17 protein-coding genes are annotated in these 17,935 nt (G+C 39.5%); 1 reads left to right on the top strand and 16 read right to left on the bottom strand.

The features are described from left to right. Nucleotides 1-34 precede the first annotated feature (34 nt). Nucleotides 35-214: a hypothetical protein gene (locus tag N0M92_RS06035; RefSeq protein ID WP_260284894.1), complete on the bottom strand. Its 180-nt coding sequence runs from the start codon at nt 212-214 to the stop codon at nt 35-37. Nucleotides 215-551: 337 nt separating this feature from the next. On the opposite strand from N0M92_RS06035, the gene N0M92_RS06030 reads away from it, so the two are divergent. After that, complete coding sequence (locus tag N0M92_RS06030; RefSeq protein WP_192204817.1) at nt 552-923, top strand: cyclic-phosphate processing receiver domain-containing protein; 372 nt, start codon at nt 552-554, stop codon at nt 921-923. 335 nt (nt 924-1,258) lie between these two features. Here N0M92_RS06030 and N0M92_RS06025 read toward each other — a convergent pair whose 3' ends face one another. The 15 genes from N0M92_RS06025 to N0M92_RS05955 all read right to left on the bottom strand — a co-directional run bounded on the left by N0M92_RS06025 (nt 1,259) and on the right by N0M92_RS05955 (nt 17,215). Beyond that, entirely contained in the window at nt 1,259-2,176 is a 918-nt protein-coding gene (locus N0M92_RS06025) for a DMT family transporter (protein ID WP_260284893.1), read from the bottom strand. Then, complete coding sequence (locus N0M92_RS06020) at nt 2,169-2,861, bottom strand: GntR family transcriptional regulator (RefSeq protein WP_260285059.1); 693 nt, start codon at nt 2,859-2,861, stop codon at nt 2,169-2,171. The genes N0M92_RS06025 and N0M92_RS06020 overlap by 8 nt, the downstream gene beginning before the upstream one ends. Before the next feature lie 387 nt (nt 2,862-3,248). Next, complete coding sequence (locus N0M92_RS06015; RefSeq protein WP_260284891.1) at nt 3,249-4,397, bottom strand: M42 family metallopeptidase; 1,149 nt, start codon at nt 4,395-4,397, stop codon at nt 3,249-3,251. Nucleotides 4,398-4,429: 32 nt separating this feature from the next. Next, the gene (locus tag N0M92_RS06010; RefSeq protein ID WP_260284889.1) at nt 4,430-5,611 is read right to left on the bottom strand and encodes an amidohydrolase; all 1,182 of its coding nucleotides are present in this window, start codon (nt 5,609-5,611) and stop codon (nt 4,430-4,432) included. A 40-nt stretch (nt 5,612-5,651) separates the two neighbouring features. Continuing rightward, a complete protein-coding gene (locus N0M92_RS06005) occupies nt 5,652-7,130 on the bottom strand; it encodes a sodium:solute symporter family protein (RefSeq protein ID WP_260284887.1) in 1,479 nt (492 codons plus the stop codon). After that, nucleotides 7,127-7,306 carry a DUF3311 domain-containing protein gene (locus tag N0M92_RS06000; RefSeq protein WP_397443815.1) on the bottom strand — a complete coding sequence of 60 codons (180 nt, stop codon included), beginning with the start codon at nt 7,304-7,306 and terminating at the stop codon, nt 7,127-7,129. The genes N0M92_RS06005 and N0M92_RS06000 overlap by 4 nt, the downstream gene beginning before the upstream one ends. Nucleotides 7,307-7,681: 375 nt before the next feature. Then, nucleotides 7,682-8,290, bottom strand: coding sequence for a malonate decarboxylase holo-ACP synthase (locus N0M92_RS05995; RefSeq protein WP_260284885.1), 609 nt, complete (start codon nt 8,288-8,290; stop codon nt 7,682-7,684). Then, nucleotides 8,281-9,915 (bottom strand): biotin-independent malonate decarboxylase subunit beta, encoded by a 1,635-nt coding sequence (locus N0M92_RS05990; RefSeq protein ID WP_260285058.1) that lies wholly within the window; start codon nt 9,913-9,915, stop codon nt 8,281-8,283. Before N0M92_RS05990 ends, N0M92_RS05995 begins: the two co-directional genes overlap by 10 nt. Before the next feature lie 31 nt (nt 9,916-9,946). Beyond that, entirely contained in the window at nt 9,947-10,255 is a 309-nt protein-coding gene (locus N0M92_RS05985) for a malonate decarboxylase subunit delta (RefSeq protein WP_260284883.1), read from the bottom strand. A gap of 12 nt (nt 10,256-10,267) precedes the next feature. Next, nucleotides 10,268-11,125: a triphosphoribosyl-dephospho-CoA synthase gene (locus N0M92_RS05980; protein WP_260284882.1), complete on the bottom strand. Its 858-nt coding sequence runs from the start codon at nt 11,123-11,125 to the stop codon at nt 10,268-10,270. A gap of 14 nt (nt 11,126-11,139) precedes the next feature. Beyond that, nucleotides 11,140-12,801: a malonate decarboxylase subunit alpha gene (mdcA, locus tag N0M92_RS05975; RefSeq protein WP_260285057.1), complete on the bottom strand. Its 1,662-nt coding sequence runs from the start codon at nt 12,799-12,801 to the stop codon at nt 11,140-11,142. 15 nt (nt 12,802-12,816) lie between these two features. After that, a complete protein-coding gene (locus N0M92_RS05970; protein WP_311202518.1) occupies nt 12,817-13,752 on the bottom strand; it encodes an ACP S-malonyltransferase in 936 nt (311 codons plus the stop codon). Between the two features lie 28 nt (nt 13,753-13,780). Beyond that, nucleotides 13,781-14,428: a GntR family transcriptional regulator gene (locus N0M92_RS05965; protein WP_260284881.1), complete on the bottom strand. Its 648-nt coding sequence runs from the start codon at nt 14,426-14,428 to the stop codon at nt 13,781-13,783. A 796-nt stretch (nt 14,429-15,224) separates the two neighbouring features. Continuing rightward, the gene (locus N0M92_RS05960) at nt 15,225-16,055 is read right to left on the bottom strand and encodes a class I SAM-dependent methyltransferase (protein ID WP_260284880.1); all 831 of its coding nucleotides are present in this window, start codon (nt 16,053-16,055) and stop codon (nt 15,225-15,227) included. A gap of 338 nt (nt 16,056-16,393) precedes the next feature. Further along, nucleotides 16,394-17,215 carry an alpha/beta fold hydrolase gene (locus N0M92_RS05955; protein WP_260284879.1) on the bottom strand — a complete coding sequence of 274 codons (822 nt, stop codon included), beginning with the start codon at nt 17,213-17,215 and terminating at the stop codon, nt 16,394-16,396. Between the last annotated feature and the right edge of the window lie 720 nt (nt 17,216-17,935).

Raw genomic sequence — 17,935 nt, 5'->3', positions numbered from 1 at the left:
ATTCCCTTTATATGTAAAATAGTAAATGTTGGTTTTACCCTTTTGATATAGTGCAGGAATCAACGTTACACTCTTTTAGAGCATTATCAATCAATGAAAGCTGATCATTAATCATTGATAAGTAGAAAATATGATAGTCATTTATTTGTTCCTTTAACTCCAACAGCAGCGTTTTGTCCCTTAGTAAAAGGAAAATCTCTTCTGGTTGTAACATATCACTTCTCCTTTTAGTCAAGATATTACCTTTTACCCTAATTATTACAATTATTAACTTTTAAGTAGAAGTTTTGTACCTTATTTCACAAGGATATTTAGAGGGAGTTACTAAACTGTTTGAGATCATGCAACTGAGTTCCATAAGGGAGTGGCTGAAGAAATACAACGATAAGTATATAGAATATTTATAAAAAAAGGCTGTCGTATATTAGCCTTTAACGTCGAAAATGTCCCCTTCATACATTTTTATGTTAGACTTAATATATAAAACCAAATTTTCTTAGGGTTTTTTGACTTTTATTAATCACACTTTTCTAAGGAAAGGAGTATAAAAAATGGAGAAAATCAGCGTTTTTCTGGATGACTATCGGAAAGCTCCCGATGGCTATGTGTTAGTCGAGACTATTGACGAATGTATAGAGCTATTACAAAACTTTGATATTGAACACCTCTCTTTGGACCATGATTTATTAAATAAAACTAGGAATGGTTTTATGCTTGTTCAAAAGATGGTCAAAGAAAAACTTTTTGCTAACCGCATCACTATTCACTCTGCTAATTCAATTGGCGGTAAGGCAATGTATAACTGTTTAAAGCAAGCACAACGGAATTTAACCATGCCCTCTTCCATAATTGTTTCATTACGCCCCCTGCCCCTCAAATTCTTCCCGTCAAAGGTTCTGCAACATTATATAGATATAAGGTAAACTCTTCTCATTACATTTCATCGGAAAATTATAGGATGCTTTTGAGACCGTATTACGGAAACGATTCTTTTTGCTTTAAATCAATTTGAAGATTATTGTAAGACCATCGCGACAACAGCCGTAATATGTAAAATAGCGTTTATAAAAATCAAAGTATTTTTGAATGATTAAATGCATGCGTAAAACGCGTAAAATACAAAAAAAGCAATTCACATGCAGTGTAATTGCTTTTTTTTGATGTATGTTCAAGCTTCATGTTAGTTTAAAAGTTAAAGTTTATATCGCTTATATGTTATAGCAGAGACTCCATTATTTTGCCCGGTTTGTAACTGACATTACTTATTTTTAACGATTGATAAAATCGTGATGGTACTTATAATGCAGAGTGTGCCGATCCACTCTGCAAAACCGAATGTTACATTCAGCCAGAAAACGGATATTAAGGTTGCGGATAATGGCTCAACTGAAGCTAATAAACTTACCTCTGAAGCCGAGATGAATTTTGTACTTTCCAAATAAAAATAAAAAGCAATGATCGTTCCGAAAATGATGATGAATAATACCGCTGAAAATGAAGGTAACGTCCAATTGCCTTCGAATGCCCATGGAGGATGAATCATGCTAAAGCATATGCCCCCGATCAACATTCCCCATCCTACAACAATCATTGAGCCCCATCTTGAAAGGAGTTCATACGGCTGCAATGTATAGAATGCCAATGCAAAGGCTGATGTTACTCCCCAAAATACTGCCCACCCCGAAATGGAAAGTGTATGTATGCTACCTCCTGTCACAAGCAAAAAAGTTCCTAAAATCGCTATGATCACAGCTACACTCACAGTAATGCTTGGAAGACGTCTGGAATGAATGGCTAAATAACAAGTGATCAGGGCCGGTGCCAAGTATTGAAGGACTGTAGCGGTGGCTGCGTTGCCATGTTCAATTGCTGCAAAATATGTGTATTGGACAGCAAGCATTCCCAGAATGGCAAAAAGGATAATTTGAAGCGCATCTTTTTTAGTTTTCCAAATCTCAAAAACTTTCAGTCTTTCGTTCTTATATGCGACACCCAATAAGATGATTCCAGAAAGCAACAAGCGCACAACAGTGAGCCACTCAGGACTGAAACCTTGATGCTGAAATAGATATTGAGCTGCCGTTCCTGATACTCCCCATAACGCAGCGCCAGTCAGTACTAGTGCAATCCCTTTATTTCTTGAAGTTGACATAGTAACTAAAGTATCATCACTCATATTTATCTTCCCCGCATTTTACACGTTTCGAATGGGCTTGAATCCTATAATAACTTTCTTTCCAATTCTTTTCTATCATATTAAGCGCCATAGTGAGATTTCCATTCCTTAATGCCTGTATGATTCTATCATGCTCATCAACGGAAAGATGAACATCATGAACCTGATTGAAATAAAACAGTTCTATCCGTATAAGTTTTTGTTTGAGTCCTGATAGAATCCGCTTTAATTCATCATTTGTAGAAAGGTTGATGTAAATGGAGTGAAAGTCATCATCTTTCTGAACGGCCACTATTTGATTTCCCGCGTCGATTGCTTTTTTCACTTCATGATTGATGGCTTCCATCTCCATTAAGTGTTTTTCTTCAATGAAATCAAAAGCCTGTTCCATAGCCAACTTTTCCAGTGTCCAAACAATGGAATATATGTTTAAAACCCCTTCGAATTGAATAGGGGAAACAATAGTTGAACGGCTAGGCTTGGTCTCTACAAATCCATCATCCTCAAGCCTTAAAAGTGCTTCTCTAATGGGGGTTCTGCTTACTCCCAATTGTTCAGCTAATTCTTTGTCACGTAATTGTTGGCCTGGTGTCAGGACTCCCTGTACAATCCAATCCCGCAATATCATGTATGCTTCTTCACGTACAGAAGTACGTTTAATTTTTTGTGAAGAATTTGAATGCACCAACGGCTTTACCTCCTTGAAATACCAATATATAATATGCAATATATCACATATTGCATGTCGTTAAAATAGAAATAAGAATATTTTACCGTTGTATTATTTATTTGATTTCATAATTACTCCACCCCATGGAGTAAGACTACTTGATGGTCGTCAATGGAGTAAAGTAAAAGCCAAGTATAAAAGAATTCAAACACTTTCTTTTCCAACTAAAAAGACAACACTCACAACCAGAGTGCTATCTTTTTAGTTGATTATCCCATCATTGAGAAAGTGATTGGACATCATGATCTATTCTTTTGCCCTTGGAAAGCGGAAAACTTCTAACCTTTATTTATTTTCTAAAGTTGAACAATATAAGAAACTTAACCTTTACACAATAATATGTTAAATAAAACTTAAATCTTTCCCTCCATTGTCCAATACGATTCCTTTTGCAATCTTCAAGACCCCTTCGGCATCATTGAGATTGACTAATTCAACTGGGGAATGGGAATATCTGCGCGGCGTTGAAAGAACTCCTACTGGTATCCCTTTATTCGCTGAAGTCAAACTGGCTGCATCAGTCGTATAGGCATCCCCGACTAACGTTATCGTCTGTAATGATACATTTGCTTTAGCTGCCTGTTCTTCGACGATCTCCCTCACTTTAGGGTGGATATGGTTGAATACCATTGTACCTCTTACCCCATCCGCAATAGGACAAGCTGGTCCTTTTCCTAGGTAGACGGGAAGTGATATTTCCGTATCGATATCAGGTGTATCGCCAGCTGGGATTGTATCTAGAACGATTGCATAATCAGGCTCAATTGCATTTCCTACCATAATGGCTCCAAGTAGTCCCACCTCTTCTTGAACAGTTACAACACCATACAATGTTCCGGCAAATTCTACTCCTTGTAATTCTTTAAATAACTCTATTAATATTGCACAATGAATTCGATTATCAACGGATTTTGTACATACAAGATCTTTATTTACCATTTCCATAAAATCACTTTGGAATACAATGGGATCTCCCACTTTAATTCCCATGTTTTCAACCTCTATTCTCGAGGTAGCCCCTACATCTATGTAACATTCACGTGTTGTTTTAACGCGTTTACTTTCCTCGGGAGTTTGCATGTGTCCAGCTTTTATCCCGATTATTCCAGGTAATTTTTTTATTGTAACCCAGACTTTTCTCCCTAACAATAATTGATCGGAAACCCCTCCCACCTTATCAAACATGATAAAACCATTGGGTAAAATATTTTTCACACAAAATCCAACTTCATCAGAATGGCTCGATATCATCAGTTTTGGCCCGGGGATATTTCCTTTTTTTATCGCAATCACATTGCCATTGCGATCTACATCCACCTCGTCAGCATATGGTAACAATTTGTCCCTCATATATTTTACAACTTCTTGTTCTGATCCAGAAACTCCTACCAAGCCAGTTAATTCTCTTAATGAATTTTTTATACTTTCTTTCACTTTCTCATCTCCGAGTGAATGTCCAACCTTTTGGTCTATCATATTGGTAGTTTTCATTTGAACTCCTCCTATTGGCTTCCCTTGATAACTTAATTTATTTTAGTAGTTTTCGCTAATAAAATTGAAAGAAACATTTTTCCAATGATTAACATGGACTGTTCATCTACATCAAATCTTGGATGATGATGGGGGTATATAGCATCTTTTTCCGGGTTCTTACCTCCAACCCAGAAAAAAGTTCCTGGTACTCTTTGCAAATAATATGCGAAATCCTCCATACCCATGTGGGGTTTCATCTTTTTTACATGTTCCTCCCCAATAAGCAACTTAGCTAGTTCTTCCACTTTTCTTGTTTCATTCGGATGGTTCCAAACCGCAGGATATCCTCTATCATAACTATACTTCACTGCAGCTCCAGCACCTTCACATGTGGATTTTGCTATTTGCCCAATAGACATTTCAATCAAATCACGGACATCTTCGTCGAAAGTTCGTACCGTTCCTTTAATTTTTGCGGTGTTTGGAATTATATTATAAGCATCACCGCTGTTAAATGAACCGACTGTAACAACAGCAGGTTCGAGTGGATCGACACGCCTGCTTACAATTTGTTGAAGATTCATGACAAGTTGACTACCGACCAAAAGTGGATCTACGGTTAATTCTGGTGTAGCCCCATGACCTCCAACACCTAAAATGTCGATTTCGAACCGATCTCCCGAAGCCATTAAGTATCCTTCATTGACTCCTATTGTTCCAAACGGAAGATGGGAAGCAACATGTGCTCCATATATGGAATCCACTCCGTTCAGGCAGCCATCCTCGATCATAGGCTTGGCTCCTCCTGGAATTACCTCTTCGGCAAATTGATGAATAAACACAACATCTCCTTCAAGCTTATCTTTCACTTCACTCAACACTTTTGCCACTCCAAGTAAAGCTGCCGTATGAATATCATGCCCACAAGCATGCATGACTCCTGGAACTCTTGACTTATAAGAGACTTCTTTTTCATCTTGTATGGGCAAAGCATCAAAATCGGCACGGAAAGCGACTGTCTTGCCAGGTTTCCCTCCTTTCAACTTTCCCAGAACCCCTCTGCCTCCAACGCCAGTTTTCACTTCCAATCCCAGGTTGGTTAAAAAATCGGCAATTTTCTTAGGTGTATCCTCTTCTTGAAAAGATAGTTCTGGGTACATATGAAGATCTCTGCGGAATTCTACTAGTTCAGGGAATAAACCTTGGAACCTATTAAGAAGGTTTTCTATCATAAGTAAAATCCTTTCCATATAATATTTTTTTGCAATGGTATTAAATCAAGTGAGAATTTTTCGCTTCTGAAGATATTGGAAGTTGTCTAGTGAAAACACTTACAATAAGCATGATGACTACGTTTATGGCTAAAGCGATAATACCGGCATTCAAATCCTTCAATACTTGTGGTAACGCAGGCAGCAAAGTGCCAATGGTGGCATTTGTGATTGTCATGTATGTCACAGTGATAACTCCAGCTATCATTCCAGCTGCAGCACCTTGTTTCGTTACTGCATTATTTTTCGCCAAGCTAAACAGTATTGCTGGAAATAATTGCGTTATAAAGCTATATGCCATTAGGAGAAGGGTTACGATGGAATTGCCACCGTTAAATGTAAAGTAGACACAAGTTAGTGAAATAACAGGGACTAACATTTTAGATAGCATTGAAATTTGTTTTTCAGAAGCTGATGGGATAATGACTTTATATACGTTCTTGGAGAGTGTTACGGATGCAGTCATTAACAGCATTGAGCCTGGAACTAAAGCAGTCAGTAAGCCAGCTGCACCAATCACCCCAACAAACCAAGGATCAAAAGTTTGTATGGAAATACGCAGTAATGCGAGGTCAGTTTCCGCACCCTGCAAACCAGGGACTTGCTTAATCGCAGCAAACCCTACAAAAAAGATAAACAATAACATAAGTGTATATAGCGGAGTTATTACGGCATTTTTTCGAATAGCTTTTGGTCCAGTTGCCGAATACGTTGCAACAAATAAGTGGGGCCACATTAATCCGCCAATGCTCGTCAGCACCACGGTGGAAATAAACCATGAAATTCCGAGGCCAAAATCAGGCAGCTTGAGAAAGTCTGGATTGGACGCTTGAATCTCTCTGAACATGGGCTCTATTCCGCCATAATAATGATAGGGAATATATATTCCGATAAAAACGACGACCCCAAATATTAAAATATCCTTGATTATAGCCGTCTTTGCGGATCCATGTATACCAGAAATCATCACGTAAACCGTAACCGAAATTACACCGATCCAAGTAGCGGCAGTAGGGGATATGAAACCATAAGACGCTTCAGATACAATGATGCCCAGACCTTTTAGTTGAAGTACAATGTAAGGAATCATTGAAATGACACCAATAAGGGCAGTGATAACTCCTAAATAAGGACTTTTATACTTACTAGCAAAGAAATCAGATTGAGATACTAGCCTATGAGCTTTTGCATATTTCCAAACAGTTGGATACAGCCAATAAAAAATACAATAGATGAGACTAAGATATGCGATTATATAAAAGGCCGGTCCACCCTTTCCGTAAGCCCAGGAGCTTGCACCAAGAAATGTAAATGTTGTATACGATTCTCCCGCCATTAAAAGGAAAACAAGAATCGTTCCAAACCCTCTCCCACCAACAGCCCATTGCTCAAGGTTCATATCTTTCCCTTTTCTAGCATTGATGCCGATATAAATTATGAACAGCAGAAAACCGAAAAGCACAAAGAGTGATGCATTCATTCTGTATCACCACCTTCTTGGTTGGCGGGGTCAATTTTAAAAACGATGCCCATAATTAATGTCGTTAAAACGACCCATAAAACGATCCAAAACATGAAAAAAGGCAATCCGAGTACAAACGGTTCTACACGATTAACTAATGGAAGAGAAAAAAGCATCCCGAGAAAAGGAATCATACTTAAAAAATGGCCCAACTTCACTGTGCAACACTCCTTCAAATTTAATCGTTTTCAATAGACAACCATATAACATTGTTCGAAATGCGTACTCTCCGTCATGTAATAAACTAGTAAAACGAAAAAAAACTATTCATGTTTTAATCAAAAACAAATCGATCGGTTTAACTGTGTCTTTCCATTCTTAGTTTCAGAATGACATTCAATTACATAACACTTTACATCCTGCAATATCACTCATTTGCTGCTTTCTGAAATCACCTCCTCTCCTTCCTGTTCAAACCAATAAAAACTGAACGGGCAAAATGAAATTCTAATGTTTCATGAAATTTCCTAAGACATATGGACCATTTGAATAAAGTGTTTATCTGGAAATTATAGTGTTACTTCTTTTAAAAAGGGACCATCCATTGTCCGGAATAATACGGCCTTTCCTTTAGAATTTGCATATTCACTTAATGAAAAAGCACCTACTTTCGTTTCCAGTTGGACATCAATCCGAAATGGGTTTTTCTTCAGTCCATTTTCAATTTTCTGAGCGAAATTAATGGTGAATTCTTCTGAAATTCGAATGACAATATCAATATCACTTTTCTCTGTGACTACTTCTTGTCCAGTGGCGAGTTCGAATCCGACACTTCCGGTTGGCCCCCACTTTAGCGAAGCTTGATCCAAAAGATCACTGACTCGATCTAAACACTGAAAAATCTTTTTTGAATGATTCTGCCAACCTTTATCCTGTGCCAGCCGTTCGGGAGAAATCCTGGTTAGAATCGAATCAACTGGTAAAAAGGCAGCGAATCTTTTATTTCTTTCAGGCCCTCGAACACCTACCGCCACCTGTCCTTTTGATGCATGGGAACGGCGGATTACTACAAATGGCGAAATTGCTAGTGATTCTGCTACCCAATTCGGGGGTGGGGTTTGGCTGATTAATTCTTCCGCTCCTTTAATCCTCAACAAGTCATGTGGGTTTAGTTCCATTGTTCATTCAGCTTCTCCCTCACTAAAATGGATGCCGCACGTCCCCCTGAAACAGCAAAAGGAGATGTTAATCGAACTTTTAAATCCACTGAACCAGCCATTTTAATGTCAGAAATCGCTTCCTTTATTTCTTTATGGATAATATTGCGGTCATTTTGTCCCGGCATGTCCGCTTTCACTCCATCTACCAACGAATGCAAAGCTCCAAGCTGTTCGAATGATACGATATCGTACGCCATTGCTGGCACTTTTTTCGCCGCGAATTCTAATTCTTCTATACTTCTCTGTGTAATGCGTGCTGCAGATTGTTTTGACATAACATGTACATTCACACCAGGATCACGAAGTGCAATTAACCGGTGGGCTTGCATGCCATGTGATAAAAAGGCACCTGAAATGGCTTTGCCAGGTATGAACGAAATAACGGGATGGCCTTTCAAACGTGCAGTGACATATGCATCGACGGCAGCTGCACATGCCTGATGAACGCCTAGCAGTTCTTCTTGATAACCATAGGCCTGACTAGGAACATCGACGATGGCCACGATTGCTCGTTTTTCCCCATTTCGATCTTCTTCAATCGCTTCCCTAACATGCTTTGCAATTGACCACCCCTCCTGTAAACCTACTTCCCCATTTCCTGACCTTGGAAAGCGACTCTTTGCATCCGTTACTACAGCAATATAACGTACCTTTGTATTGCCTATGTTGGCATCAGCAACTCGAACGGAAGGGACATCGCCAATTTCAGGAACTCCATTACTTAATAAATCAAACCAGGTCTGTCCCCTACCATTAGATTTTTCACCCTTTGAAACAGCTTGAATTTCCCTAACATCATCAGACCGAGACTGATTCCACAGCTTCCGTACATCTTCTGGCGATATCCGCTGTGACGGCTCCACTGCATTTATAAACGCCCCATACCTCTTAATCTGTCCTGATCTTGGTTCAAAGGAAACGTGACCGTTTAATATTGAAATGGCGGCTGCTTTTACAGCCTCCGAATCATCTTCAATTAATATATCCGCAAAACCGGCCAACCTCCGCTGTTCTCCGCCAAATGTACCCCAAATCAGAGGGCGGTCTTGTGAATCAAACTCGCGAATACCGGCTTCCTGCTCAATAACTTCAGGCCCGTTTAATCCCAATCGGCCTTCTCTCGTCATAATGATGGCACTGCAAAGACCTGCTGTAATCGACATACCGCCAAATGCACCGATTTTCCCTGGAATAACAGCAATGACAGGAACATGGGGGCGAAGCGCCACAATGGCTGATCCAATTTCGGCAATGGACAGTAAACCATAATTGGCTTCCTGCAGCCTCACTCCCCCGGTATCAAACAGTATGATCGGAATCGTCTTTATTCCGGCTTCACTATCCTTTAAGGCCATTTCGAGTGAACCGGCGATTTTTGCACCAGATACTTCGCCGATACCTCCGCCTTGAAAATTCCCCTCTATGGAAATCACGACTGCTCGTTCCCCATTAATCGTACCCTTAGCCACAATGACCCCATCATCACTTTGCGGAACGATTCCTTGAGGCTCCAAGTGAGGCGATTCCAGTCCATCAAATGGACCGAGAAGCTCTTTATATGTTCCGTTATCCAGTAGTTTCATCGCTCTTTCCCGTCCACTGCATTCTACAAAACTACTTTTTGCTTGAATCAAGCAAACTCACCTCCAGCGCTTGTGCGAGTCGGATCGTCACTACACCAGGTGTTGCGCCGAAATCATTGATTTTAACTTTTGCAGCGACATCATGTTGTGTGAAAAATCGTTGAATTATCGCTTCCCATGTATCTTTAAAACCCGTGATTCCCGTCCGAATAGTAACCTCAGTCCGTGATTCTTCGCTCGGCTCTATCAATACTTCCAAATCACCCGATCCAACAACGCCAACATGTGCACGATTGACAATTTTTCTTGTAGCAGGAAATGTGTATTTAAAACTTTCCAAATGAAGACCCCCTTAATGGATAGACTCAACTTCTTTTTGAACTTCATCACCGATTAAATGTCCTTGGATTTTATCTATAAAAAGCGTAGCAGCGAGCATGTCCGCACTGCCTCCTGGAGATATATTAAGTCTCGTAAACTCATCATTAAGTGTTTTTAGCATTTCTAGACTTCCACTCGATAACACCGAGGCTGCTTGCTTTTTAGCAAATATAAGTGCTTCAGGACCCCCTCGATGTAAAATGCATGTATCATCCAAAGAAGCAATTAAGGCTAACAGTGAATTTAGTCGAGCCTCGTTTTCCGACAATCCGTACGCTCTTGATCGTTTAAGCATCGGCATGGAAACCTGCACAATATGAGGAAAACCTTGTTCCGCCTCTGCTCTTGCTCCATTTACACCGTATTTTGCAGAAACAAGCATGCCATTTGTATCGGTAATAGGACAATGCCGATCTGGATAACGGGCCGTTTCACCAGCCAGTGAAACAATTTCTTTTATTGCATAACAGCCTTTTCCCATCGCTGCAGCTGAAACGAGCAGACCAATCGCCCAAATGGCACCTTTATGCGTGTTCACGCCACCAGTAGTTTCGAACATTCTATTTTCTCCATTACGGCCGATTGCCGCAATTTCTTCTCTTAAAGAAAGTGAGGGTCTGTTGCCGTAGCTAATAAATGCGATTTGTTCAAATGTTTCCTTTAATGATAGTGCGGATTTTCGCATGAGTTCGAGCGTCAAATCTTGGTGGGCACCGTTATTGGCCCTATCGACAAGGCCCGGTTTCGGTGTCAGTTCGACTTCTTCTATTAAAGAATGAACTGCTAAATCAGCTGCATAGCGGCTGAATGCCTCTTTTGCATTTCTCATTTTTGACCTCCCGGTTACCAGCTTATAAATTTTTCCGGCGGTTCGTATAGCCCATCCGACCACTGAACGATTTCCTCTATACTTTTAGCTGCCAGCAAAGACCGTTTTGCATCTGACCGGCGAATGTTCAAATCTTCTGGAAGTGCGATCAAACCTTCACGCCGCAGGCTATCTGTTTTCTTCAGATCATGTGTTAGTCCAACAGGCGTAACCCCTGCAACCGCTGCAATCGCTTCCCTGCGTTTTTCCATGCTGTCCGCTTTGTATAAGTAAGCGATGCCTTCTTCGGTCACGACGTGTGTGACATCATCTCCATAAATCATGACGGGTGCTATAGCTAGGCCTGTATCTTCTTTAACGCTTATAGCATCCAATGATTCTACGAAAATAGGTTTATTCCCAGCTTGGAAGGTCTCTACAACTTGGACAACCAACTTCTTTCCACGAGCTAGCGGATCATCGGCCGTCATCATATTTAACCACGCTGGAGTTGAATGTCGCCGTCCCCCAGGGTCATGCCCCATATTTGGCGCACCGCCGTACCCGGCCAACCTTCCTCGGGTTACAGTAGAAGAATTTCCTTCCTTGTCCATTTGCAGGGTCGACCCGATAAATAAATCGACCGCATATTGCCCTGCCATCTGCGATAATGTTCGGTTCGAACGCAAAGTGCCATCGCGTCCGGTAAAAAAAACATCACGACGTGACGCGACATACTTTTCCATTCCGACTTCCCCGCCAAAACAATGAACGCTGTCAATCCATCCACTTTCAATCGCAGGAATGAGTGTCGGGTGCGGATTCAATGCCCAGTGTTTGCATATCTTTCCTCTTAATCCAAGTGATTCTCCATAAGTGGGAAGAAGTAGTTCAATCGCTGCCGTGTTATACCCAATACCATGATTCAACGATATGACTTCATGTTTTTCATAAATACCACGGATCACCATCATCGCCTGTAAAATCTGTATATCGGTAATATGCCGGGGATCACGTGTAAATAAAGGTTCAAGCTCGTATGGTTCATCTGCCACAACGATATAATCGATCCAAGAAGCGGGAATATCGACACGTGGCAGTTCATCAATCAGTTCATTTACCTGAACGATTACAATCCCATCGCGAAATGCAGCTGCTTCAATAATCGTTGGTGTCTCTTCTGTATTGGGTCCTGTGTAAAGATTCCCGTGTCGGTCTGCCTTATCCGCAGCAACAAGTGCAATCGAAGGAATCAGGTCTATGAAAAGGCGTCCATAAAGTTCGATATATGTGTGTATTTCCCCCATGGTTAGTTTGCCATCTTCAAGCATTTGAGCCATGCGAAGACTTTGCGGACCAGCATATGCAAAATCTATTTTCTTTGCAATGCCACTTTCAAATAGATCCAAGTGCTCCGGTCTTGAAATACTGGACATTATCATGTGCAAATCAAACAATTTTTTTGGATTCGTCTGTGCGAGCGCTTTTGAAAGAAAGGAGGCCTGCTTTTGATTATTTCCTTCAAGTACTACGCGATCATAAGGCCTAATAACCTTTTCCATCACGTCCACGATTCGATCTGTAGGGATTATGATCCCGTTTACCAAACCCTTCACACTGTCCATACGCTTTATCTTTTCTTCAAGGCGTTTCGTCCATGTTCGCTTTTGATTCACTACCTGTCCCGTGGATTCCATCATGGCAGTCCTCCTTTATTTTTTTGATTTTTCTCTCTTTACTATAAACAGGCAATCATCATAGCCATTCTCTGTTATTGACATGGCCCTGGCTTCCGGAAACCCTTTTTCTGCTAATCGCGACAATACATTTCCCGGCGGCATTTCAATGAATAATCTCGTACCTTTTTCGTATAAAATGGTAGAAGCATCATGCCACTGGACAGGGGATGAGAGACTTTCAGCTAAATCCAGCCGGATATCATCCGGTTTAAACAGGAGCCGTCCCCCACGATTGCTTACATACGGAATCAAAGGACGATGAAATGGAATATCGTCAAGCGCTACACCTAGCTCTTGTGAAACAGATGAGAGAAGTGGGCAGTGGGAGGGCGTGTTGACATTAAGCAAAGAAGCGCTGCGAGCCCCGTTAACCTTCGCTTCAGTTAATATTATTTTTATACCGGACAAAGCTCCTGAAAGCGTTATTTGATCTGTAGCATTTTTGTTCGACAAAAATACTGGAAATTTTTCATCAAAATATTGGCTTACAAGTGATTGGAGTATATCTGCTGTCATGCCTATTACAACCCCCATGCCATACCCTTGAGGATATGCCCGTTCCATGAGTTCGGCCCGAAGCCTAACGATTTTTAAAGCATCTTTAAATTCAATGACGCCGGCAGCAACTGCAGCACTAAATCCGCCTACTGAATGTCCGGCGACAAAATCCGGCATGATTCCATCTGCTTCAAGTGCTTTAAATCCTGCGATACCAGCAGTCAAAAGGGAAATCTGGACTGACTTGGTCGAGCAAAGTGCTTCTTTTGAGTGATGGTCATATACGTTTTCATTAAGTGTTTCACTTGCTTCTTTCAGTACTTCTTTGACTGCGTTGCCGTCCGGCAATTCATTTAAAAGGCCTGGCTTTTGGGAACCTTGTCCGGGAAACAAAAAAGCAACCTTCAACACTGTACACCTCCGTTCAAAGTATGGACGACTAATTAAGCATTTTTTGAATGCTGGAAATTACATCAAGATTGTGCTTTTGCAAGACTGCAGTTAATTCATTCATGTTTTGGTCAACTAACAACTGGAGAATGATTTCATGCTCAGAAATAGATTTTTCAATGTTGTTCCCGTTTGAAAAAGAGAGGCTTTGAATTCTCAACAAAGGCCAGCCTAGTTGGGAATACATGTTTTTGATGGTTTCACTTTTGCTCATCTTAATAAGACATGTATGAAATAAATGGTTCAATTGGGTATAGGAATGAATATTTTCTATTTCCTTCATTTCTGTAAGTTGCTGTTTCATTTCTCTAAGAAGTATTTGGTCTATTCCATGCTTTTTAATTCGTTCCATGGCCATATTCTCCAACATATTCCGAATTTCAAGCAAATCGTATATTTCATTTTCCGTATATTCCTTTACAATGGCGCCCTTACGTGGAATTCTTTCTACTAATCCCTCTTTAGCAAGCAAATAAATTGCCTCGCGGACGGGTGCTCTGCTCGTTCCGTATTCTTCTGCATAGATAAGTTCCACCAATTTTTCTCCTGGCTTAAGTACACCAGTTATGATTTGTTCTGTGATATGTTCCGCTATTGATTTAGATAATGCGTTATCCATGAAATTAAGTGATCCCATGAAGCTCCCTCACTTTCTGAATACTGTCGACTGTCGGCTTAATTATACAAACAAATTAAAGACAATTCAATATTTTCTGAAAATTTAAAATGAGGTTTATACTTTTTTATATGCTAGGATAATATTTCCTGAAATACAGTCGACTGTATTTTTGTATCCGTTTGATTATCTATTGGATGGGTGAAATTATGGGTTTTTGTTGCAGCGTGAACAATCTTATGGTTGGCTGTCGACTATATGGTGAAAGAAGGCGAATGTCGGTGAAGGGGCTTTTTAAAACGTAGTTCATTTAAAGACATGGTACAAATCCAATAGACCTGTTCAGGAAAGACACATGGGTGTTTTTTGTATTTCACTCAGCAAGCTAAGGGGAAAAGCAAAAAAATATCGGAGAATTCGAGGGGAATCTTTCCATTGGGGGAGGTCATGTCGAAATACCAAAGAAACATGACTTTAGTCAAGCTTCTTCGGTTGCAGCAAAAGTCCGGTAGCGAATTCCATTAGAATGTTTTCTAAAAAAATGTCTTGAAAATGTCTTGGTGCTGACCGCACTCATTACAGGAATATTCTATTTCTAATGCATCTTCAGTTACTGTATGTACGGTCTCTTTTTTACAAGTTTCACAAAATCTCTTTTCGGATATTTCTTTCATGTATCATTCACACTCCGTTTTCCCATCGATGTTTTGTAGCCTTCTTACTATTATTTTGCGAATATCCTTCAGAAAAAATACCTTTTTCCTGAACGACCTTAAAAAAGAAGATAATGAATTCAGGGAAAATGGGACTGGAATAGTTAATTTCTCTGCGGATTCCAATACATCAAAGCTGCATGAAACGGATATTCGTATTCAAAAAATCCTTCTTTTTCCACCACATATTTATTTAGAATCGATTTTACTTCATCATAGGAAAAATGTTCGTCGAGAATTTTAGTCGTATTATCACGAATCATTTCTTCATAAGTGGAATAGATTTTTTTACTTTTCAATTTAACGATCTTACAATCCGCCAGTATTTCAAGTTGATACAAAACATTCAAGATGTGTATGTAATCCCGCTTTCTTAAATTGATCGTATATCCTCTTTGCTTCAATTCCATATAATGAGGTTTTTCTGGTCCGGTTGTCATGCCTACTATCACTAATCGGCCTGCAGTCTCATTCATTTTTAATAAGGTTTGACCGATTTCTGTCATACGGTAATAACAATTAAAACCAAATACTACATCATATCTGTCTCTTTTGGTATCACTTTCCCACTTATCATGAATCAATTCCATATTTTCGAAACCTTTTTCATTCGCTTGGGATGCTAAAAAACTGATAATGCTTTTAGAACTATCTATACAAGTTAGCTTCCTGACTTCTTTTGCAATTTCGAATGTATAATTGCCCCATCCAGGGCCGATTTCCAATACATGATCATCCTGTTTTAATAATGTCAATAACTCTCGCTGCACATGTTTTGCATAAGGATCCGCTTTATGTTGTTTTTTTCCTGCCACTTTGGAGGACCAAAAAGCTTCTTCTGCTGCATCATCTTTTAGTCGATTCGGCATTTTACCATAAGGATTTAGCATGGATTCTCTCCAAAGTTCAATATAATCAAAATTATCAGTCTTCATCTTCGCTCTCCTCAAATTATATAATTTATGTATAATGATTTTTTCTTACACTATTCTTACCCCATAGTTGCAAAAGAAAAAGAGCTGTAAATCAGCTCCCGATAATGAACAAAGCCTTTTTTATATTATAATCTCTTAACAAATTAGCATTGGTCATACTCAACTACTTGCAGCGTTTTGTCCAAAGACTCACTGCTTTAGGGCATTCTATTTCTCTATTTTATAGGTACCCCTTTTAATAATACAATAAGATTATCCATAAAGTATGGTTAACATTATGTTCGAAAAGGGGAATGCTGACGTTTCATCCGCTTCTCCCCTTCTATATATCTAAAGGTTTACACGTTTTTAAAATGCTGTTGGATATAAGAATTCACTTTATCAGGCACTTCGATTTGGATAAAATGCCCGGCATTTTGAATAATGTGAACCCGTGCATGTGGGAAACCTTCTTTCTGGAGCTTATAGGCAAATTCAAAAGGTATATAAGGATCCATCTCTCCCCAAATTATTGTGACAGGTATTTTGATCTGATTTAGTTTTTGATTGTACGATTTTACCTTTTCTATATTTCCTGAACGGTATAGATCTAAGATGACTTTACCAGATTCGGGTGTTCTAAAGACACGAAAGAAGTCTTCCAGAATTTCGTCACCTATGTTCGGAATCGTTTTCTTCATTTCAGTTTGAGCTTGGGGATCATCTGACATGCGCTTCATTATTTTCTCTCCGGCATTTGGTGTTCTCCAAATCTGAGCAAGTGAGTGCCACTTATAATCTACTGATATGGTTGTATTTGAAACAAAGAGACTTAGTATTCTCTCTGGATGATCACATGCCCATTTCAGTCCAATAAGTCCGCCCCAGTCATGTACAATAAGGTGGAATTTATCTAGTTTTAGTTCCGTTGTAAAATCCGATACAAACTGTTCATATCTTTCCCACGTTGAGGATTCATCAAACTGTTCACTTTGGCCGAATCCAGGGAGATCCGGTGCGATGGTTCTAAATCCACAAGACACAATGCATGGAATCATTTCCTTCCACAAAAGGCTGGACTCAGGTACCCCGTGTAATAAAAGTACTGGGGGATCATTAACATTGCCTTTCTCGATATAAGACACCGTCTTTCCATTTATTATCATTTTTTTCTTTTCCACTTTTAGCTACCTCCTGAATAAAGTATTTTGAAACCTTATTAGCATAAAGACAAGTCATAGTTCCTGGCTGGAATGGGGATGTCTTGGAATAGACTATGGATAAAATAACGATATAGACAGTTTAAATGGACTTACTATCAAATCCCTCTCTCATTTCTATGTTAGTTCGTTATTTAATGCTTGTGTTTTTAGATTTTTATTTAAGGCTCTTTTCTTTAAGATTGTAGTTTTTAAAACGTGACTATTTAAGGTTGATTGGAGTGGAAGTGCGAGATTCCCGCGGAAAACGAGCATCTGGAGGGGAAAACGAGCATCTGGAGGGGAAATCAACCACACCGCACTACTTGGTAAATAGCAACAAAGTATGCGAAACAGCCTTTTCTAAAGTTTAGTCAAAAATGGATGTATTAAAGATGTGGATATGGACTCCTTCAATTCTTTGTCCGAAATTTATTCTCTTCCATCTCTCCCCCATATAACATCAAACACAAAAAAAGGTAAAGCTACAAAAAGGCCTCACCTCTGAAATGATTAAAACCTTCATTACTCTAAAGGTATCAAAGTTATTTGATCAATCCACTTAAATTATACTTCCGCTCTTTAATGCATGATCTAATCATTATGGGTGTATTTAAATCTGTAAATGATTCAAAGTTTCTAATCCAATCTTTTCTAGGTTTATTGTAATTTAGACATCTGTGGACTTTTGCTGAGTGAAGA

This window comes from Peribacillus aracenensis (assembly GCF_025175645.1).
Classification (GTDB): Bacteria; Bacillota; Bacilli; order Bacillales; family DSM-1321; genus Peribacillus; species Peribacillus aracenensis.
This window is presented reverse-complemented; position numbering and strand designations above follow the sequence as displayed.